Origin of the sequence: Streptomyces sp. JJ38, assembly GCF_019303475.1 — a bacterium.
GTDB lineage: Bacteria > Actinomycetota > Actinomycetes > Streptomycetales > Streptomycetaceae > Streptomyces.
On the sequence record NZ_JABLSI010000046.1, the window covers coordinates 1 to 19,578 of the forward strand.

General features: G+C 70.4%; 18 protein-coding genes. 14 read left to right on the plus strand and 4 right to left on the minus strand.

All coding sequences use genetic code 11. The annotated features are described in order from the left end of the window. From infB to HPT28_RS21660, 5 genes are all read left to right on the plus strand, one after another. Nucleotides 1–2,262: translation initiation factor IF-2 (gene infB, locus HPT28_RS21640; RefSeq protein ID WP_219092855.1), on the plus strand; the 2,262-nt coding region annotated here is incomplete at its 5' end. A gap of 234 nt (nucleotides 2,263–2,496) precedes the next feature. Further along, nucleotides 2,497–2,793, plus strand: coding sequence for a DUF503 domain-containing protein (locus tag HPT28_RS21645; protein WP_219092856.1), 297 nt, complete (start codon nucleotides 2,497–2,499; stop codon nucleotides 2,791–2,793). Between the two features lie 84 nt (nucleotides 2,794–2,877). Then, entirely contained in the window at nucleotides 2,878–3,318 is a 441-nt protein-coding gene (gene rbfA, locus HPT28_RS21650) for a 30S ribosome-binding factor RbfA (protein WP_219092857.1), read from the plus strand. A gap of 3 nt (nucleotides 3,319–3,321) precedes the next feature. Then, nucleotides 3,322–4,254, plus strand: a complete 933-nt coding sequence (truB, locus tag HPT28_RS21655) for a tRNA pseudouridine(55) synthase TruB (protein ID WP_308119432.1) — start codon at nucleotides 3,322–3,324, stop codon at nucleotides 4,252–4,254. Nucleotides 4,255–4,358: 104 nt separating this feature from the next. Further along, nucleotides 4,359–5,318: a bifunctional riboflavin kinase/FAD synthetase gene (locus tag HPT28_RS21660; protein ID WP_219092858.1), complete on the plus strand. Its 960-nt coding sequence runs from the start codon at nucleotides 4,359–4,361 to the stop codon at nucleotides 5,316–5,318. Between the two features lie 126 nt (nucleotides 5,319–5,444). Here the strand turns inward: HPT28_RS21660 and HPT28_RS21665 are convergent, their stop codons facing one another. Then, nucleotides 5,445–7,964 (minus strand): SCO5717 family growth-regulating ATPase, encoded by a 2,520-nt coding sequence (locus HPT28_RS21665; protein ID WP_219092859.1) that lies wholly within the window; start codon nucleotides 7,962–7,964, stop codon nucleotides 5,445–5,447. A 232-nt stretch (nucleotides 7,965–8,196) separates the two neighbouring features. On the opposite strand from HPT28_RS21665, the gene HPT28_RS21670 reads away from it, so the two are divergent. Beyond that, entirely contained in the window at nucleotides 8,197–8,919 is a 723-nt protein-coding gene (locus HPT28_RS21670; protein WP_219092860.1) for a hypothetical protein, read from the plus strand. 250 nt (nucleotides 8,920–9,169) lie between these two features. Then, complete coding sequence (locus HPT28_RS21675) at nucleotides 9,170–9,403, plus strand: DUF397 domain-containing protein (RefSeq protein ID WP_219092861.1); 234 nt, start codon at nucleotides 9,170–9,172, stop codon at nucleotides 9,401–9,403. On the opposite strand, the gene HPT28_RS27655 is transcribed toward HPT28_RS21675, so the two are convergent. From HPT28_RS27655 to eccE, 3 genes are read right to left on the minus strand one after another with little or no spacing between them, the layout of a single operon-like run. Further along, nucleotides 9,334–10,149 carry a helix-turn-helix domain-containing protein gene (locus HPT28_RS27655; protein WP_308119434.1) on the minus strand — a complete coding sequence of 272 codons (816 nt, stop codon included), beginning with the start codon at nucleotides 10,147–10,149 and terminating at the stop codon, nucleotides 9,334–9,336. The two genes, HPT28_RS21675 and HPT28_RS27655, sit on opposite strands and share 70 nt — an antisense overlap. Beyond that, nucleotides 10,043–10,744 (minus strand): hypothetical protein, encoded by a 702-nt coding sequence (locus HPT28_RS21685; RefSeq protein ID WP_219092862.1) that lies wholly within the window; start codon nucleotides 10,742–10,744, stop codon nucleotides 10,043–10,045. Before HPT28_RS21685 ends, HPT28_RS27655 begins: the two co-directional genes overlap by 107 nt. After that, nucleotides 10,744–12,075, minus strand: coding sequence for a type VII secretion protein EccE (eccE, locus tag HPT28_RS21690; RefSeq protein WP_219092863.1), 1,332 nt, complete (start codon nucleotides 12,073–12,075; stop codon nucleotides 10,744–10,746). The genes HPT28_RS21685 and eccE overlap by 1 nt, the downstream gene beginning before the upstream one ends. Nucleotides 12,076–12,267: 192 nt before the next feature. Here eccE and eccB point away from each other — a divergent pair, with 192 nt between their 5' ends. From eccB to HPT28_RS21725, 7 genes are all read left to right on the plus strand, one after another. Continuing rightward, nucleotides 12,268–13,767, plus strand: coding sequence for a type VII secretion protein EccB (gene eccB, locus HPT28_RS21695; RefSeq protein ID WP_219092864.1), 1,500 nt, complete (start codon nucleotides 12,268–12,270; stop codon nucleotides 13,765–13,767). Further along, on the plus strand, nucleotides 13,767–15,008 hold the full coding sequence (mycP, locus tag HPT28_RS21700; protein WP_219092865.1) for a type VII secretion-associated serine protease mycosin: 1,242 nt from the start codon (nucleotides 13,767–13,769) through the stop codon (nucleotides 15,006–15,008). The genes eccB and mycP overlap by 1 nt, the downstream gene beginning before the upstream one ends. A 228-nt stretch (nucleotides 15,009–15,236) precedes the next feature. Continuing rightward, nucleotides 15,237–15,614: a hypothetical protein gene (locus HPT28_RS21705; protein WP_257579160.1), complete on the plus strand. Its 378-nt coding sequence runs from the start codon at nucleotides 15,237–15,239 to the stop codon at nucleotides 15,612–15,614. Between the two features lie 18 nt (nucleotides 15,615–15,632). Further along, nucleotides 15,633–17,171 (plus strand): WXG100 family type VII secretion target, encoded by a 1,539-nt coding sequence (locus HPT28_RS21710; protein WP_219092867.1) that lies wholly within the window; start codon nucleotides 15,633–15,635, stop codon nucleotides 17,169–17,171. 179 nt (nucleotides 17,172–17,350) lie between these two features. Next, nucleotides 17,351–18,427, plus strand: coding sequence for a S8 family serine peptidase (locus tag HPT28_RS21715; RefSeq protein WP_257579161.1), 1,077 nt, complete (start codon nucleotides 17,351–17,353; stop codon nucleotides 18,425–18,427). A gap of 63 nt (nucleotides 18,428–18,490) precedes the next feature. After that, nucleotides 18,491–18,856 (plus strand): WXG100 family type VII secretion target, encoded by a 366-nt coding sequence (locus HPT28_RS21720; protein ID WP_219092869.1) that lies wholly within the window; start codon nucleotides 18,491–18,493, stop codon nucleotides 18,854–18,856. Between the two features lie 15 nt (nucleotides 18,857–18,871). Then, nucleotides 18,872–19,159, plus strand: a complete 288-nt coding sequence (locus HPT28_RS21725; RefSeq protein WP_219092870.1) for a WXG100 family type VII secretion target — start codon at nucleotides 18,872–18,874, stop codon at nucleotides 19,157–19,159. Nucleotides 19,160–19,578: the final 419 nt, after the last annotated feature.

Here is a 19,578-nt window from a genome sequence, read left to right on the forward strand (position 1 = left end):
CAGGCTCCCGGCGGCGGCCGCGCCACCCCGGGCAACATGCCGCGTCCGCAGGGCGCCGGCCAGGGCGGTCCCCGTCCCGGCGGCCCGCGTCCGAACCCGGGCATGATGCCGCAGCGTCCCGCCGCGGGTCCGCGCCCCGGCCCCGGTCGCGGCGGTCCCGGCGGCGGTCGTCCCGGCGGTCCCGGCGGTCGTCCGGGCGGCGGCGGTCGTCCCGGTGGCGGCGGCTTCGCCGGTCGTCCCGGCGGTGGCGGCGGCGGGTTCGCCGGTCGTCCCGGCGGTGGCGGTGGCCGTCCCGGCTTCGGTGGCCGTCCCGGCGGTCCCGGTGGCCGCGGTGGCACCCAGGGCGCGTTCGGCCGTCCCGGCGGTCCGGCGCGTCGTGGCCGCAAGTCGAAGCGGCAGAGGCGCCAGGAGTACGAGCAGATGCAGGCGCCCTCGATCGGCGGCGTGATGCTGCCGCGCGGCAAGGGCGAGACGGTCCGGCTCTCCCGCGGCGCCTCCCTCACCGACTTCGCGGAGAAGATCAACGCCAACCCGGCGTCGCTGGTCCAGGTGATGTTCAACCTGGGCGAGATGGTCACCGCGACGCAGTCCGTCTCCGACGAGACGCTGGCGCTGCTCGGCGAGGAGATGAACTACGTCGTCCAGATCGTCAGCCCGGAGGAGGAGGACCGCGAGCTGCTCGAGTCCTTCGACATCGAGTTCGGCGAGGACGAGGGCGGCGAAGAGGCGCTGGTCGCCCGTCCGCCGGTGGTGACCGTCATGGGTCACGTCGACCACGGCAAGACCCGACTGCTGGACGCCATCCGCAAGACCAACGTCATCGAGGGCGAAGCGGGCGGCATCACCCAGCACATCGGCGCCTACCAGGCGGCGACGGAGGTCAACGGCGAGGAACGCCGCATCACCTTCATCGACACCCCCGGTCACGAGGCGTTCACCGCCATGCGTGCCCGCGGTGCGAAGTCCACCGACATCGCGATCCTGGTGGTCGCCGCCAACGACGGCGTCATGCCGCAGACGATCGAGGCGCTCAACCACGCCAAGGCGGCCGAGGTCCCGATCGTCGTCGCGGTCAACAAGATCGACGTCGAGGGCGCCGATCCGACCAAGGTGCGCGGCCAGCTCACCGAGTACGGCCTGATCGCCGAGGAGTACGGCGGCGACACGATGTTCGTCGACATCTCCGCCAAGCAGGGGCAGAACATCGACTCCCTGCTGGAGGCCGTCGTCCTCACCGCCGACGCCGCGCTCGACCTGCGGGCCAACCCGGAGCAGGGCGCCCAGGGCATCGCCATCGAGGCCCACCTCGACCGCGGCCGCGGTGCCGTGGCGACGGTGCTGGTCCAGCGCGGCACCCTGCGCGTCGGTGACACGATGGTCGTGGGCGACGCCTACGGCCGCGTGCGGGCCATGCTCGACGACAAGGGCAACAACATCCAGGAAGCCGGTCCCTCCCGGCCGGCCCTGGTGCTGGGTCTCACCAACGTGCCCGGCGCGGGTGACAACTTCCTGGTGGTCGACGAGGACCGTACGGCCCGTCAGATCGCCGAGAAGCGTGCCGCCCGCGAGCGCAACGCGGCCTTCGCCAAGCGCACCCGCCGGGTCTCCCTAGAGGACCTGGACAAGGTGCTCAAGGCCGGCGAGGTCCAGCAGCTCAACCTCATCATCAAGGGCGACGCGTCCGGCTCCGTCGAGGCCCTGGAGTCCTCGCTGCTCCAGCTCGACGTCGGCGAGGAGGTCGACATCCGGGTGCTGCACCGCGGCGTCGGTGCGGTCACCGAGTCGGACATCAACCTCGCCTCCGGCTCCGACGCCATCGTCATCGGCTTCAACGTCCGCGCCGAAGGCCGCGCGACGCAGATGGCCGAGCGCGAGGGCGTCGACGTCCGGTACTACTCGGTCATCTACCAGGCGATCGAGGAGATCGAGGCGGCCCTGAAGGGCATGCTCAAGCCCGAGTACGAAGAGGTCGAGCTGGGCACGGCGGAGATCCGCGAGATCTTCCGCAGCTCCAAGCTGGGCAACATCGCGGGTGTCCTCATCCGGTCCGGCGAGGTGCGGCGCAACACCAAGGCCCGCCTCCTGCGCGACGGCAAGGTCGTCGCGGAGAACCTCAACATCGAGGGCCTGCGCCGGTTCAAGGACGACGTCACCGAGATCCGCGAGGGCTTCGAGGGCGGTATCAACCTCGGCAGCTACAACGACATCAAGGTGGACGACGTCATCGCCACCTACGAGATGCGGGAAAAGCCGCGCGTCTGACGCCCCCGGGCGTCCGCACACGAGGCTCACCGGCCCGGGGCCGTCCGTCGACTCACCGTCGGCGGACGGCCCCGGGCTCGCCGCTGCCCACCCCTCGCGGTGCGTCCCGCCGTGGCGCGGGGGCCGGGAATATGCGTCGAAGTCCCGCCCCCGTTACGTGTACCGTTTCAGTTGTTCGACACGGACCGTTGACCAGACGGATGAGGCCCCACGGGTCGGCTTGACCCGCACCGCATGTATGTAGGGACGCTGTCCTTCGACCTGCTGCTCGGCGACGTGCGCTCGCTGAAGCAGAAGCGCTCCGCCGTTCGCCCGATCGTCGCGGAGCTGCACCGCAAATACGCCGTGAGCGTCGCCGAGGTCGGCGACCAGGACCTGCTGCGGCGCGCCCGCATCGGCCTCGCGGTCGTCTCCGGGGACGCCGCGCACGCGAGCGAGATCATGGACGACTGCGAGCGCCTCGTGGCCGCTCGGCCCGAGATCGAGCTGCTGTCCGTGCGACGGCGCTTCCACGGCGAAGATGACGAGTAGACGCCACGGCGGATCCGGCCCTCCGGGCCGCCCCCGCTCCGCGACCGCACCACCACGAACTGACCGAACGGAAAGAGTGATCACATGACCGACACCGCGCGGGCACGCAAGCTGGCTGACCGCATCCGGGTCGTCGTCGCCGAGACACTGCAGCGACGCATCAAGGACCCGCGGCTCGGCTATGTCACGATCACCGACACCCGGGTCACCGGCGACCTGCGGGAAGCCACCGTCTTCTACACCGTCTACGGCGACGACACCGAGCGCGCCGCCTCGGCGGCCGCCCTGGAGTCCGCCAAGGGGGTGCTGCGCTCCGAGGTCGGACGACAGACCGGCGTCCGCTTCACGCCCACGCTCACCTTCGTCCCCGACGCCCTCCCGGAGAACGCCCGCACCATCGACGACCTGCTCGCCCGGGCCAAGGAGTCCGACGCGCAGGTGCGCGCGGAGGCATCCGGCGCCACCTACGCGGGCGAGGCGGACCCCTACCGCAAGCCCGCCGAGGAGAGCGGCGAGGACGCCTGAACCGTGGCCGACACCCCCGCACCCGCACAGCCCGAACGCACCGCCCGCCCCGCTCCACCGGACGGGCTCGCCATCGTCGACAAGCCGGCCGGGTTCACCTCCCACGACGTCGTCGCCAAGATGCGCGGCATCGCCCGCACCCGGCGCGTCGGGCACGCCGGCACCCTCGACCCGATGGCCACCGGCGTCCTCGTCCTCGGCCTTGGCAAGGCCACCCGGCTCCTGGGCCACCTGGCGCTGACGGAGAAGGAGTACGTCGCCACCATCCGGCTCGGCCAGACCACGGTCACCGATGACGCCGAGGGCGAGCTCACCGGCTCCACCCCGGCCGACGGTCTCGCCCGCGAGGCCGTCGACGCCGCCGTCGCCCGCCAGACCGGCGACATCCAGCAGGTCCCGTCCAAGGTCAGCGCCGTCAAGGTGGACGGCAAGCGCTCCTACGCCCGCGTGCGCGAGGGCGAGGACGTCCAGCTCGCCGCCCGGCCCGTCACCGTCTCCTCGTTCGTCGTCCACGACGTTCGCCGGGAGACGGCCGAGGACGGCACCCCCGTCCTCGACCTGCTGGTTTCCATCGTCTGCTCCTCCGGCACCTACGTCCGGGCCCTCGCCCGCGACATCGGCGCCGAACTCGGCGTGGGCGGCCACCTCACGGCCCTGCGCCGTACCCGCGTCGGCCCTTACACCGTCGCCGCGGCGCACACCCTCGACGCCCTCCAGGAGACGCTCACGGTCCTGCCCATCGGCGAGGCCGTGGCCCAGGCGTTTCCGCGTTGGAACGTCGGGGAACGGCAGGCCCGGCTCATCTGCAACGGCGTCCAGCTCGACATGCCCCGGCTCCCCGCCGGGCCCGTCGCCGTCTTCGGCCCGGGCGACCGCTTCCTCGCCCTCGTCGAGGAACGCAGCGGCAAGGCGAAGAGCCTCGCCGTCTTCGGCTGAAGAGGCTGTGATCATTGTCCGACCGTGCCGGGCAGCGGCCCACGAGGGCCGCATGGCACCCTTGGACGCGACGGAACATCGGCACCACCCGAGGAGCGGGCACTGTGCAGCGCTGGCGTGGCTTGGCGGACATCCCCGAGGACTGGGGACGCAGCGTCGTCACCATCGGCTCGTACGACGGAGTCCACCGCGGACACCAGGTGATCATCGGCCGGACGGTGGCCCGCGCTCGTGAGCTCGGCCTGCCGGCCGTCGTCGTCACCTTCGACCCACACCCCCGCGAGGTGGTCAAGCCCGGCAGCCACCCGCCGATGCTCGCCCCGCACGACCGCAGAGCCGACCTCATGGCCGAACTCGGCGTCGACGCGGTCCTGGTGCTGCCGTTCACCCAGGAGTTCAGCAAGCTGCCGCCCGCTGAGTTCGTGGTCAAGGTCCTGGTGGACAAGCTGCACGCCCGCAGCGTCGTCGAGGGCCCGAACTTCCGCTTCGGGCACCGCGCCGCCGGGGACACCGCCCTCCTGGCGGAGCTGGGCGAGACCTACGACTACGACGTCATGCTCGTCGACCTCTTCGTGCAGGGCGAGGCGGGCGGCGGCGTGCCGTTCTCCTCCTCCCTGACCCGTCGCCTCATCGCCGAGGGCGACGTCGCGGGCGCCGCGGAGGTGCTGGGCCGCCCGCACCGCGTCGAGGGCGTCGTCGTCCGCGGGGCGCAGCGCGGGCGCGACCTCGGGTACCCCACGGCCAACGTGGAGACCCTGCCCTACACCGCCATCCCCGCCGACGGCGTGTACGCGGGCTGGCTCGTCGTGGCCGGGGAGCACATGCCCGCCGCCATCTCCGTCGGCACCAACCCGCAGTTCCACGGCACCGAGCGCACCGTCGAGGCGTACGCCATCGACCGCGTCGGCCTCGACCTCTACGGACTCCACGTCGGCGTCGACTTCCTGGCCTACCTCCGCCCCCAGGAGACCTACCCGTCCCTGGAGGCGTTCCTGGCCCAGATGGCCCGCGACGTCGACACCAGCCGCACCCTCGTCGCCGAGGCCCAGCCCGCCACCGCCTGACCGGGCCCTGGCCAGCGGGCCCGCCCACGCCTCACGGACGCCGAAGGCCCGCACCGCCCCGTCCCCCTCACCGACGCCCTGACGGGTGCGGGGGAGCGGCTCGTGCGGGCCTTCGCTCGCGGATTCCTACTGCTGCTGCCAGCCCTGCCCGAGGCCCGGCTGCCCGGGCTGGCCCGGGTACCCGTAGCCCGCCGGCGGCCCCTGGGGCGCGGCCCCCTGCGGGGGCCCGGCCTGCGGCGGAGCCGCGTACGGCCCACCGTGCCCCGGCATCGGCGGCGCCACCTGCGGCGGCATCGCCGAGTCGTTCTGTGTCCACAGCCCCTGTGACTGCTGGTGGCGCGTGATGTCCTCCGCGATCAGCGCGGACAGGTTGAAGTACGCCTCCCGCGTCCTCGGCCGCATCATGTCGAGGTCCAGCTCCGCGCCCGCCGCGAGGTGCTCGTCGAACGGTACGACGACGACCTCACGGCAGCGCGTCTTGAAGTGCGCCACGATGTCCTCGACCCGGATCATCTTCCCGGTCTCCCGCACCCCGGAGATCACGGTCAGACTGCGCTGCACCAGGTCGCCGTACCCGTGCGCCGCCAGCCAGTCCAGCGTGGTGCTGGCACTGCTCGCGCCGTCCACCGAGGGCGTGGAGATGACGATGAGCTGGTCCGCCAGGTCCAGCACGCCGCGCATCGCCGAGTACAGCAGCCCGGTGCCGGAGTCGGTCAGGATGATCGGGTACTGCTTGCCGAGGACGTCGATCACACGCCGGTAGTCCTCGTCGTTGAACGTCGTGGACACGGCCGGGTCCACGTCGTTCGCCAGGATCTCCAGCCCCGAGGGGGCCTGCGAGGTGAAGCGCCGGATGTCCATGTAGCTGTGCAGGTGCGGGATCGCCGTCACCAGGTCGCGGATCGTCGCGCCCGTCTCGCGCCGCACCCGGCGGCCCAGCGTGCCGGCGTCCGGGTTCGCGTCGATCGCGATGACCTTGTCCTGCCGCTCGCTGGCCAGCGTGGCACCGAGCGCCGTGGTGGTCGTCGTCTTGCCGACACCGCCCTTGAGGCTGATGACGGCGATCCGGTAACAGGACAGCACCGGCGTCCGGATGAGCGCCAACTTCCGCTGCCGCTCGGCCTCTTCCTTCCGCGCGCCGATCCGGAACCGCGAGCCGCCGCCCCGGCTGCTCTGCGGCTTCGGCTTCTTCTTCTGGTTCAGCAGCCGCTCGGAGCTCAGCTCGACGGACGCCGTGTAGCCCAGCGAGCCCGGCTGCGCCTGCGCCTGCCGCGGGTCCGGCCACACGTGCCCGGCCCGCGGATCAGCCTGCGCCTGCCCCGGCCCGGGCTCCTGCCCCGGCTGGGCGGGAGCGGGCTGCTGCACCGGGTGACCGGGCTGCGCGGGGTGGCCGGGCTGTCCCGGGTGGCCGGGCGGCATCGGCTGCTGCGCGGCGGCGGCAGGGGGCTGGGCCTGGGGCTGCGGGTGGGGCTGTGCCTGCGGTTGGGGCGCGGGAGCCTGCGGCGCGGGCTGCTGCGCAGGGAGAGGCTGCGCGGCGGGCGGGAGCGGTGACCCGGGCTGGGGGAAGCCGTAACCACCCTGCGCAGCGGGCGGATATCCGTAACCCTGCGGCTGCGCACCGGGGCCCGGGGCGGGCTGGGGCGCCCCGGGCCCCGGCTGCGGCGGGGCGGGCTGGGGCGGAGGTGTCTGCTGCGGCGGGGCCGCGTGCGGCGGCACGGGGGGCTGCGGAGCCGGGGCGTGGGGAGCCGTCGGCTGGGGGAAGCCGTACCCGCCCTGCGGCCCACCGGCGTCGGGGCCGGGCTGTGGCGGCGCGGGAGGCTGGGGAGCCGTCGCGGGCGCCGGGGGACCTGCCTGCGGCGGCTCGGCGGGCTGGAACTGCGGGGGCAGCGGCGGCAACGGCGCCGCCGTACCGCCCGCCGGCGTGCTCCCGGGCCCCTGGCCCCACTGGGGCGTGGGAGGGGCGGGCGCCGCCGCGGGCGGGGCGTCCTGGGGTGCGTCCTTCGGCTCGGGCGCTTCCGCGGGCTGTCCCGGGGCCGGAGCCGGGGCCGGAGCATCCTCGGCCGCGGCACCCCCGTCGTCGTCCCGCTCGCCCTTCTCGTCCGCCGTCTCCTCGGCGGCGAGCCGGGCCTTCTCCGCGTCCCGCTGGGCGAACTCGCGCCGCAACGCGGAGGTCGAGATCCGCATCGTCCGTCCGCTGAGCTCCTCCTCCTCGGGCTCCTCGACGGGTTCGTCCACCGGCCGATCCGGTGCCGCCTCCGCGGCGGGCTTCTCGGGCGTGGGCGGGGGAGGGGGCGCGACCGGCGGCGCATCCGCCGCGGGCGGCCCTGCGGGCGGCTGCTCAGCGACAGGCTCGCGTGGCGCGGCGTCCTGCGGTGCGGCGTCCCGCGGCTCGGCGTCCGCGGCCGGAGCAGGCGTCACCGGAGCGGGCGGAGGCGCCGGCGGCGCGTCCTGCGCGTAGGGCGCCGGAGGAGGCGGAGCCTGCCCCGGCCCGGTCGACGCCCGAGGAGCCTCGGCACCACCGTTCTGCGTGTACCAGGCAGGCGGCGTGTAGTCGATGGTGAACTCGCCCGTGGTCTCCAGATCCGTTTCGGGGTCGTCGCCGGGGGCGATCCCGTCGACGCGGATCTCGTCCCGGTCGCTGTTCACAGTGCCTCCTGCTGATCTGGTCACTCACCCCGGTTTCCCGGTGCCCCCGGCCGTGCGCCCGCCAAGACCGGCGGCACACACACGTCCCCCAGCCTAAACGCCACGGGCGGTCCTGTGGCAGGGCGGTCCCACCTCGTTACCCCGGGGTCGGGCCGCGCGTTGAACCGGGCATATTGGTACGCGGCCCGCCTGTATGGGGCCGCACTTCGCCCCGACTCCGGAGTACCGCACCGTGACACTTCACATCCGCCGAGCCCCCACCGCCCTCGCCCTGGCAACAGCCCTCGCCCTCGGCCTCTCCGGGTGCGGCGGCTCCGGCGACGACACGTCCGACAAGGCGTCCTCGGGCTCTGACGCCGCCTCACAGGAGCTCATCAAGAAGGTCAACGAAGCGATGAAGACGACGAGTTTCCACTCGTCGGGCACCACCACCGCCTTCGCCGACGGCACCCAGGAGACCACCTGGGACCCGGCGAAGGGCCTGCGGACGGTGGTATCCGGGAACGTGTCGGGCGAGATGTACTGCAAGGAGGGCGTCAACTACCTCGAGGCGGGCCTCGTCGTCGAGTCCCTCAAGCGCTCCGGCCAGAAGGCCGACGTCCCGGCATCCCTCGCCGACAGCTTCGTCTACACCGACACCGAGCAGGAGTGCACCCTGCTGTTCACCATCGCCGAGTCGGGCCGCCTGACCCCGGAGAAGGACGGGGAGGTGGGCGGCAAGGCCACGCGGGCCATCACGGTCGAGGGCAACGGCGGCTCGGACGTCTACCACGTCGCCGCCTCGGGCACGCCCTACATCCTCCGGCTCGACGCCGTCCGGGGCGAGAGCAAGAGCTCGACCACGTTCGAGGCGTTCGGCAAGCCCACCGACGTCACCATGCCGCCGGACTCCAAGCTGGTCGCCCTGGAGGAGTTCCAGAAGCAGGCGCTGCCCTCCGCGCCGCCCGCCGAGTGACCGGGAGCAACCCCGAACCGCGCCCGGCCGGCGGCGCGCTCTCGCGCCGCCGGCCGGGGGCCGTCCGACATCAACCACACGTGCGACCAGTCAGTCGGCCGACGTCACCACGCCGTCGACACAGTCGCCGCCACCACAGCTGCCCTCGTCCACGACCGTCGGCGTGACGTGGCCATCACGCTGCGAATCCGGAAGGGTTCCCCGTAAAGTGGCGGCACGTCACAGCCATGAGAGAAGGGACGGTCCGACGATGGCGACCGAGCGGGAGAAGGACGAGCTGTACGCCATGGACATCTCGGGCGTCGAGTGGCTGAGCGCGCCCGACAGCCCTGCCGACGAGCGCGTCGAGATCGCCTACCTCCCCGGCGGGGGCGTGGCGATGCGCAACTCCAAGGACCCGGACACCGTCCTGCGTTACACCGCCGCCGAGTGGAAGGCCTTCGTTCTCGGCGCCCGCGACGGCGAGTTCGACCTCCAGTCCTGACCCTCCACCCGGCCCGGAAACGGGCCGGTACCCCCGACAGGCTCCGGACAGCGCCTCACCACACGGCGTCCGGAGCCGCACACCATGAGAGTGCTTCTCTCAGCGGATGTCATGGTCGGGGTGGCCTGGGCGTACGCGTGCCGTGCCTCGGCGATGGCGGCACGGTGCGTGAGAGACCAGTCGGCGAGTGCCTTGACCGGGCGGGTGAGACCGGTGCCGGTCTCGGTCAGGCGGTCGTCGACCCGGGCCGGGACGGTCGGGTACGCGGCGCGCAGCACCACGCCGTCGTGCCCGAGCCCGCGCACGGTGAGGGTGAGCGTCCGCTGGGGGATACCCTCGACGGCGCTGGAGTCGACGGAAGCGACGTGACCCGTCGGCGAGTTACCACGGACGCTTCCCCGACGAGCAGGCGCCGCCCTGAAGCGCGGCCACACGGCGATCGCGTCCCTCGATCCGAGGTGAGTCCTCTCGGTGAAGGAGACGGGAAGACTCACCTGTGTCGCCGCGACCCCGATCCCGCGCGGGCGACGGGGCGGTGGGCCGAGCGTCCGAGGCGCACCGGATCGTCGTCCCGCGGATACTCCACCGGATGCCTCCTGCGCGGGCGGAGCCACGATGGGGGTCGGCCCGCGCCCACGGTCAGTCCAGACGTCGTGCCACGCCGAGCAGCCCCGTCTCGGCGTCCGTGGGCTGGATCTTCGCGAACTGGCGGTCCTTCGGCGCACACCACAGCGTGACGCCGTCACCGAGCGACGGCAGGGCCTGGACCTCCGGATCCGAGAGCGTCAGCATGCGGCCGAGCTGCCGCGCCTCCTGTGGCGAAACCCGCTGGACGCCGGTGAGCGCCGCGCTCCGCAGCAGTCGGGGCGCGACCGGGCTCAGGTAGGGAAGCAGCGTCAGCACGGACTGCCACGGTGCGGAGGAGACACGCCCACGCGGCGGCTTCATGCCACAGTCCCGGATCACGACGACGGGGCTGCCCACCGTCGCGCCCAGAGCCGGAACCCGTCCGACGTCGTACACGGCCATCGCACCCCGCACGCCGCCCTCACCGCCCACAGCGTGCAACAACGTCGTCCACACCTGCGGGCGCCCCGTCTCCACGGCGATCCGGGCACCGGTGGCCGCCAGCCGCAGGGCGAGCACCTGCGCGGTCCACAGCCCCCCGATCAACAACACCTCGAACGGGCGCGGATGGTGAAAGCCCATCACGGCGGGCCCGCCGCGCGCGTCCACGCCGACGGCGACCCCGTCGTCACCGATCGGCAGGGACAGGGCGTCGAGCTGCTCACTCGACAGAACGTGCCGCGTCAGCCGCGGCCCCCGCAGGCGCAACGTCATCACAGCCCCCCGAGCGGGATCGAGGCGAGCACGCCGGGAGCCTGCTCACGGTCCAGCCTGACCAGGCCGACCCGTAGCCGGCGTGCCGCCTCCTCCAGCTGCCGGCACAGCGCGGAAAGCTCCTCCGCACCGCGCCCGGTGATCCTGACGTGGCTGGTCAACGCCACCGACTCCTTCCCCCGCGGGGCCAACGTGATGCTCAGCGTCGTCGCCAGCGCCGGAACGGCGGACAGGGCGCCGGCCACGTCCACCAGCGAGGGGCCACCGGTGCCCAGCGCGGGCCAGCGGCGGATGCCGTAAACCGTGTGCCAGCGGTCGTCGCACCGCCAGCTGCGCACCGACTCGGCCGTGCGTCGCGCCGGCGCGGTGCCCGGGTGGCTTGCCTGCGCCGTCACCATCGGGTCGGCGACCACCGACGTGGCCATCGCCGTCACGCACTCGTCCTCCGACAGCACCGTGGCGCGGAACCCGGCACCGACCAGACGGCTGGCCAGGTGATCCGCCACCCGCACCAGCGCACGCTGCGCGCCCTCGAAACCACCGCCGCGGGCCGCCACGGCCTCCGCGCACAGCTCGGGATCCAGTTTGAGCGCCACCCACGTCACGCGCACCGCCGGAGCCCCGGACTCGGCCTGGAGCGGACCATAGCTCAGCGCGGCCACCGAGCGTGGCGGAAGCGCCGGAGCCGGCGCCGGCTGTGTGTGCTGCACCACCTGGACGGACTCCAGCCGGATGCCGTCGACCTCCAGCGCGTCCCGCAACAGGGCAAGCGGCAGCGGACGTTCGTCACGCCTCCGGTTCAGCGCCCTCGGCCGTCGCTCCACGCGGACGAGTACCGTCGAGAACGTCTCGTCTCCGATCACACCGATGGAGCGACCGTCCCGGTGCGTGTACGAGCGGCTGCGCAGACCGGGGGCCGACTCCACCAACGGCACGAGCCCCGCGGGGATCTCGCGATCCAGCACCGGGCCACCGGACTTCGCGCGCCGCCGGAAGGCCAGGGCGTCCCCGATCCGCTCCGGCAGGGAGCGCCGCCCCCATCGCGCCCCGAGCGCGACCAGGACCACGGCGACCACGGCGGCGGGAACGAGGAGCAGTTCGCTGACCACCCAGGCCGTGAGCACGAGGCACGCCGCGACCTGGACGAGGACCACCTGGAGGAGATGAACAGGCCCGAAGCTCCCGGGTGTCGACTCCCGTCCCAGCGTGACAGGCCCCCTCGGGGATCGCTGAGCCGGCCGCACACGTCGCGAAGAGGAACTGTGGGCTCCCCTCCCGCCGGTTCGGCTGCCGTGTTCGGTGCTACGGGTTCGGGTGGCGGTCCGCCCCATGCCCCTACGCCCCCTTGTGTCCGTATTCGCCCGCAAAGCGGAGGCGGCTGACCGGGCCTCACCCTACCCGAGCGGCCTCCGCAGCCTGATCGCAGGCATGGTAGAACCCGAACGACCAAGCCACGCGGGCGAGGTCATACCCTGGGACCCGCTGACCGCAGGGAACCGGTCCGCGAGGAGGAGCGATCGGACATGGCATCCAGGCGCGACGAACTCAACGCCTACACCTTTGCGAAGAAGCGTACGGTCGCGTCCTTCCTGCAACCATCGCCCACCGGCACCGAGGAAGGGGCGCCGAAGCCCATGCGCGCCTTCCTGCCCGGCGTCGTCATCGGCGCCGTCATCATGGCGGGCTTCGGCGCGTGGGGCATGTTCAAGCCCAAGGTCCCCAAGGGCTGGGACGAACCCGGGAAGCACGTCATCGTCGCCAGCAAGTCCACGACCCGGTACGTCGTCCTGGAGACCGACGGGCAGAAGCAGCTGCACCCCGTCCTCAACTTCTCCTCGGCCAAGCTCCTGCTGGACGGGGAAGGGGCGGACATCGTCGAGGTCGACGAGGCCGTGCTCGACAGCGGCGACATCCCGATCGGACCCACCGTCGGCATCCCCTACGCACCCGACCGGCTACCCGCACGCGGCGAAGCGGGCAAGGCCAAACGGTGGGCGGTGTGCGAACAGCCGGGCGCGTCCGAGCAGTCCGTCCAGAGCGCCACCTTCGTGCTGGCCGACCGTGACGTCGACGAGGTGGAAGGCGAGCACCGGCTCTCCGGAGACGACGTCATGTACGTGCAGAGCGGGGACAAGAAGCGGTTCCTCGTCGACGCCCGCGGCACCAAGTACGAGATCGCCACGGAGAACAGCGAACTCCTCCTCCGCTCACTCGTCGGTGAAGGCCGCCCCCAGCAGGTCAGCGACGCATGGCTCGCCACCTTTCGTGACGGCAGCCCCGTCGAGTTCCCCGAACTCCCCGACGGCGTCGGCACCCCGGCCGGCATAGACGGGCTCGACGACTCCGCGAACCGGGTCGGCATGGTGCTCATCGCGCCCACCGGCTCCGGACCGCAGCACTACGTCGTCCTGCCGAACAAGGTCGTCCCCATCACCGATTTCACCGCCCGTCTCCTCCTCGACCATCCCGGCTCCCTCGAACTCGGACAGAAGGGCAAGGCCATGGACGTCGCTGCGCAGTCCTTCACCGCGGCCCCGGCGTCCGACGGGCCCACCGTCGAGTACGACTGGCCGGAGCTGGAACCCGACCAGTCCAACTCCGCCTCCCGCGACACCGTCTGCAGCGTCCTGCGGAAGGTCGACGACAACGGCTCCGTCACGCTCTCGACGTGGGCTGGCGACGCCTACCCCGTTCCCATCTCCGACGGCACCACCAGCGCCTACGTCACCCCCGGCTCGGGCCTGCTGTACCGCCAGTTCCAGGGCACCGACACGGCCACGGGCGGCACCTTCCTCGTCACCGACACGGGCCTGCGCTACGCCGTCCAGTCCAACACCGACAGCAGCGCCCGGGACACGGACGAGGGCGAGGAGAACGACTCGGCCAGCGACAACAACCAGGCCCAGCTCCGGCTCGGCTACAAGGACGTCGAGCCCGTCCCGGTGCCCGCCCACTGGTCCGAGTTCCTGCCCAAGGGCCCGCGGCTCGACACCACCAGCGCGCGGCAGCCGCAGGGGGCGTGATGAAGCGCCCCGCAACCCTCCTCACCGTCCTGGCCCTCGGCCTGGGCACGCTCCTGGTACCCCCCGCCCGCGCCGCCGACCTCGGCGCCGGTCCCGAATCCGGCCCCGGCACGGAGCTCGCGGCGGGCAGCCAGTGCACCTACCCCGCCAAGCCCTTCAAGGGCCGCCCCTGGTACCTCCAGCGCGTGCTCCTGGACGAGCTGTGGGACCAGACCAAGGGCAAGGGCGTGCGCGTCGCCGTCATCGACACCGGCGTCGACGTCAAACACCCCCAGCTCAAGGGCGCCGTCGACGTCGACAGCGGCGCCGACCTCATCCCCGAGGACAAGCAGCGCGAGGGCGCCCCCAAGGGCCCGGCCGCCGACCTCGTCGGCCACGGCACCAAGGTCGCCGGAATCATCGCCGCACGTCCCGCCGAAGGCACCGGATTCGTCGGCATCGCCCCCGAGGCCACCATCATCCCGATCCGCCAGAACGACGCCGAGGGCGTGGGAACCACCGAAACCCTCGCCCAGGGCATCCGCCACGCGATCGCGGAGGAGGCCGACGTCATCAACATCTCCCAGGACACCGTCGAGCCGCTGTCCGACGACCACCCGCTCAGGGAGGCCATCCAGGAGGCCCTGGACGCCGAGATCGTCGTCATCGCCTCCGCGGGCAACGACGGGGCGGACGGCAAGCTCAAGAAGACCTTCCCGGCCTCCCTGCCCGGCGTCCTCGCGGTGGCCGCCTCCGACCGGAACAACGAACGGGCCCTCTTCTCCCAGCGCGGTGAGTTCGTCGGCATAGCGGCACCGGGCGTCGACATCGTCTCGACGGTTCCCGGAGGCGGACACTGCGCGGACAACGGCACGAGCTTCGCCGCCCCCTTCGTCGCCGGCGTCGCCGCACTCATCCTCGCCGAGCACCCCCAGTGGGAGCCCCACCAGGTCGTGGCGCAGATCCAGCAGACCGCCGAACGGTCGATCAGCGGCGCCGACCACCACGTGGGCTGGGGCGTCATCGACCCCGTCCGCGCCCTCACCCAGGACGACCGGCCCATCGAGAAGCCCGTGGCCCGCGACGGCGTCCAGCCCGCCCCGGCCCCGGAACCGGCGCCGCTCCAACTCGGCGAGTCCTACGCCGAGCGCAACGAGCGCCTGGGCACCTACGTGTTCCTGACCGCCGCCGTCCTCGTCGGCGTCGTCACCGGCACGTCGGTCGTCCTCCGCGACCGCCGCCGACGCCTGCTCAAGGGATAGTCGGCAGCCGGGTGATGTTGCAGTTGTGACACAGCCCAGGGAGGCGTCAACTAACCGCTGGCACTATGACTTTCACCGCCCTACCTTGCAGTTGGAACCGACTGCACGTCGGGATAGGGTGACCACTACACGTGAACGGGGACAGGTTGGCCAGGGGGGCTTGCCATGGTTGACGCCCATCAGGGCGGCGGGGGGACTTCGGGCGACTTCAGACGCGCTGCGGAGTCGTTGAAGGACTTCAAGAAGCGGGTCGACGCCATCATCGAGAACCTCGAGAAGTCGGCAGCGTCGAAGACGAACCTCAGCACCAACGCCGTAGTTCCGAAGACGTCATACGGCACGGGATTCAGCGAGGCGGAGGACCTGTCCCGCCAGTACGACCGGATCCACACGCATCTGACGACGCTGTCCCAGACGTTCAGCGACCAGATCGACGCCATGGGCATCGCCGTCCTCGGCGCCGACATCGGCTTCGACAACCTGGAAGAGGACCTGAAGCGTAGGTTCTGGGAGATCCACGAGCGCACGAGGACGCGGCACGATGCGAGCCAGGGCGCCAGGGACACAGGCGACGAGTCCAACTCCGACGTGAACCAGGGTCTGTAGCAGTGAGGACAGGCATCGATGAGTGACGAGGAACCCTCGATCGACGAGGCACAGGCGCACCTGCAGGTCAATCTGACCGACATCAGCCGGCGGCAGCGGTCCATGCTGTCGTGGAGCGGCGGCAACGCCTCACTCGGTCAGACGGACTTCGAGGGCTACCAGCTCAACTCCATGCTGGACATGATCGAGAGCTCGAAGCCCAGCGACCTGGAAGCCGCAGCGGATGCCCTCTCGAACGCGTCAGACGCGATCGAGGGCGTCGGCGAGGACATCAAGAAGTACGCGGCCAACGTCGACTGGGAGGGCGAGTCCGGTGACGCCTTCCGCGCGTGGGCGGACAACCTCGGCAAGAACACGCTCAAGCTCGCCTCGTACACCGGCCAGGCCGGAATCCAGATGCGCGCGGCGTCCATCGGCCTTGCCTCCGTCAAGAGCAGCATGCCCCCGCGCGAGTACGGTCCCTACCTGCCGGTGGATATCCAGGAAGCCAGCGCCGCCGATGATCCGCGGGAGAGGAACCGCCAGGAAGCCATCAACCAGATGAACCGGCTGTCCTCGTTCTACAAGGTGTCGCACGACAACATGGCCACCCAGGAGGAGCCCACCTTCGCCCCACCCCCGGACTTCGGCGTGCCGGAGCCGAAGGACGGGCACAAATACGATGTGGGGAGCGGCGGTAGGGCATCGCCCCCGGCGAGTACGTCAGAGCGACCTGTATCTGACGATAGGCCAAGCCTGGGCTCTGGGACGACAGTATCCGCGAGCCTGCGTCCGACAGAGGTGACCAACTCGACGCGACCGGTTGGAACTGAGATCAATAACACGACTCTGCCAACGTCGCCCATGGAGCAGTCGATCACTCGCCCTGGTCCGACGACCAGTAGCCCGCCTTCTGTACCGAGTACCCTTCCCGTCGTGCCGCCTACCACCGGAACACAGCGAGTGTCGGAACAACGGACCGGCCGATTCTCTGAAGGGCGAAACCCGCAGAAGCGGGCTTTCCCGCCGCTCCAGTCAGACACGGGTTCCCGTTCTGACGCACGTGCCAAGGGGACGCCGCCTGTTGCCGGACGTCCGCCCGGGCCGAATGTGGGGAACGCTGCTCCCATGGGACGTCCACCGCAGATGAACGTTCCCCCAAGAACTGGGCGACCGGATGCCATCTTCGGCGGGCTGCCACACCGACCTGGTCCCTCGGGCCCGGCGCCCATTCCACAGGGTACTGTCGCCGGCACCGAACGCGGACCAGTAGGACGAGGGCCCATGGTCGGCAACCCTGGAACGGCCGGACCCGTCGGAAACACAGGACCCGTTGGCTCGCACCGCCGCAACCCCACTGGCGGTGGGGGCGCCAGCGACCCGCGCTCGGCATCCACCAATCGCTCCCAGCGGGGCGGCTTCTTCACGCCCGGAGGAGCGGGGCTCGTCCAGCGGCCGAGCGCAACAGGACCTCGGACTCGTGAGGAGAAGCGAGACGATGCCCGGCCTGAATACCTCACCGAGGACGGGGAGACGTGGAAGGGGCGTCGAGGCGTCGTTCCTCCGGTGATCGAGTAGCAGATGGGGCAGCGTAAATGGCAGTAAAGAAGGGCCTAGGAGGGAACACGTTGTCGGCGTCCTTGTTTCGGCAAGCTTCCTTGCTGGCAATTTCGGGGTCTCTGCTAGGCTCATTGATTTGGCTGGCGCCTGCGGCGACTGCCCGTGACATCAGTGAGCAGCAATGGTATCTCGGCCCCATGAAGGCCGAGGAGATGTGGGAAATCAGCAAAGGTGAAGGAATTACGGTAGCCGTCATTGATTCGGGAGTGAACTCGTCGAGCAAAACACTCGACGGCAGGCTACTGCCCGGTGCAGACCTCACGGACCTTCCTGGCGACGCCACAGATGACTATTCCGGTCATGGCACAACTATTGCCGAATTGATTGCTGGCACGGGCAAGAACGGTGGCATTCAGGGGATCGCGCCTGAGGCCAAAATCCTGCCACTCCGAGTCGACCTAGCCACCGACGAAGAGGACGTCTGGAAAGAAAACGACGACACCTCCATCGAGGATGCGATACGCGCAGCAGCTGACAGTGATGCTCGCATCATCAATATGTCGGTCGGGGGTGTCTCTAGGCCAGAATTGGAATCAGCTGTCGAATATGCCGTCGACAAAGGAAAGCTGATTTTCGCAAGCACTGGCAACGATGGAAAGGATTACTCGGAGTACCCTGCGGGTTACAACGAAGTCGTCGCCGTTGGTGCGGTAACTAAGGAGAATAAGGTTGCCGATTATTCCCACGGTGGTAATGTTGACTTGACTGCACCTGGTTCCGACATTCCGGTTTGGTGTGACAAGAATTTCACGAGTTACTGCACGGGTAGCGGAACAAGTACAGCCACAGCTATCGCGTCTGGTTCCGCAGCGCTGATCTGGGCAGAACACCCGGATTGGACAGCAAATCAGGTTCTTCGCGTTATGATGGAGACGGCCAGCAAGGCCGTAGACGGTAGCGACTACACCACGAGGCTGGGGTACGGAACCGTACGGCCTCGAAAGGTCCTCCTGGACGGGGAGGGCGACCCGGGGGACCCGAACCAGCATCCGCTGCTCAAGGAAGAAGCGTCACCGTCCCCTTCGGCACCGACCTCAGCACCGCCTGGGGAGAAGCCAGCCGACAACGACGACTCCAAGTCGGACTGGGTGGAGGTCGCTGAGGAAGGCGATAGCGACGACGGCCCGCCTACGGGCCTGCTGATCGGCGGTGCCGTCGCGGCCGTGCTCGTCGTGGCCGGTGGTGTCGGGTTCCTGGTTCTGCGCCGCAGATAGACCCAGACGAGCAACCGCAACGAAGGACCACTCAAGCAACCACTCGCTCTGGAGGAGGAGCACATGACCGAGGGAAACAACCCGGGTACCGGCTTCAGGTCAGAAGACGGAGACCTTGCGCAGCTCATCACGGATGTCGACGCGATGCAGACCACGCTGCAGGGCAGGATCTCCGCTCTGAACGCCGCGGTGGACACGATCGAGACCGGTTGGAAGGGTTCGGCCGCCGGGGCCTACAACCACCTCCAGCGTCAGGCGAACGAGTACGCCCGGAAGCTGTACGACAAGCTCCGCTTCATGGAGGAGGCCCTCCAGATGAGCAAGGACGGCTTCACCGCCAACGAGCTGGAGCAGCTGGAGAACTTCAAGAAGATCCACGGTCAGAGCCCGATCAGCGACTTCGTCGACTCCACGGCGACCGTCAAGTAACGAGAAGGGGGAACCATGACCATCGAGGTCACGTACGGGACTGTCACCACCGCCGCCACCGATATTCGGAAAGCCGCAGGCGAGATCGGCACCCAGCTCTCGAGCCTGCAGGGTCGCGTGGCGAAGGTCGTCGCCGGCTGGGACGGTGAGGCCAGGGAGGCCTTCCACCTGAAGCAGCGCGGTTGGGACCAGGAGGTCCAGGGGCTCAAGGACACCCTTGACGCCATCGCCAACGCTCTCGACAACTCGACCGTCGGCTACCAGGGCACCGACAAGAAGACCGCCACGCTCTTCGACTTCTGAGGCCGCGCAGTGTGAAGGGGCGGAACGCCAACTGGCGTTCCGCCCCTTCACACTGCGCGCCGACATGATCGTCAAGCGTCTGATCCACTGCAGACGTCTCACGGGCGACGGATCGGATTCCTTGTTGCCAAGTTCGCCGAGGATGTCAACCAGCTCTTCGGGATCCGAACCGTATTCATCGAGTGCTGGATGAATTACCTCTGCGAGGCCTTCAGGGTGGGTGTAGCCAGCAATGTTGGCGAGCGCATTAAAGGCTGTCCATGCTTTGTTCGGCTGGGCTTCGCACATCCAGTCAAGAATGTCTGTGGCGTCATTGAATACGCGGGTCGAATCTGCCCGCAAGCCAAAGTTCAGGTCCCGCATGCTCACGCTTGACGTGGAAGAAGTCCTGGACGAGCGTGGTGAGTCGCGGCACAGCA

Bases quoted from the DNA above. Each gene is read 5' to 3' on its own strand.
- HPT28_RS21675 (WP_219092861.1), top strand. From the start codon at position 9,170: ATGGCGACCGAGCGGGAGAAGGACGAGCTGTACGCCATGGACATCTCG.
- HPT28_RS21645 (WP_219092856.1), top strand. From the start codon at position 2,497: ATGTATGTAGGGACGCTGTCCTTCGACCTGCTGCTCGGCGACGTGCGC.
- rbfA (WP_219092857.1), top strand. From the start codon at position 2,878: ATGACCGACACCGCGCGGGCACGCAAGCTGGCTGACCGCATCCGGGTC.
- HPT28_RS21685 (WP_219092862.1), bottom strand. From the start codon at position 10,744: ATGACGTTGCGCCTGCGGGGGCCGCGGCTGACGCGGCACGTTCTGTCG.
- HPT28_RS21710 (WP_219092867.1), top strand. From the start codon at position 15,633: ATGAGTGACGAGGAACCCTCGATCGACGAGGCACAGGCGCACCTGCAG.
- eccB (WP_219092864.1), top strand. From the start codon at position 12,268: ATGGCATCCAGGCGCGACGAACTCAACGCCTACACCTTTGCGAAGAAG.
- HPT28_RS21725 (WP_219092870.1), top strand. From the start codon at position 18,872: ATGACCATCGAGGTCACGTACGGGACTGTCACCACCGCCGCCACCGAT.
- eccE (WP_219092863.1), bottom strand. From the start codon at position 12,075: ATGGGGCGGACCGCCACCCGAACCCGTAGCACCGAACACGGCAGCCGA.
- mycP (WP_219092865.1), top strand. From the start codon at position 13,767: ATGAAGCGCCCCGCAACCCTCCTCACCGTCCTGGCCCTCGGCCTGGGC.
- HPT28_RS21720 (WP_219092869.1), top strand. From the start codon at position 18,491: ATGACCGAGGGAAACAACCCGGGTACCGGCTTCAGGTCAGAAGACGGA.
- HPT28_RS21715 (WP_257579161.1), top strand. From the start codon at position 17,351: ATGAAGGCCGAGGAGATGTGGGAAATCAGCAAAGGTGAAGGAATTACG.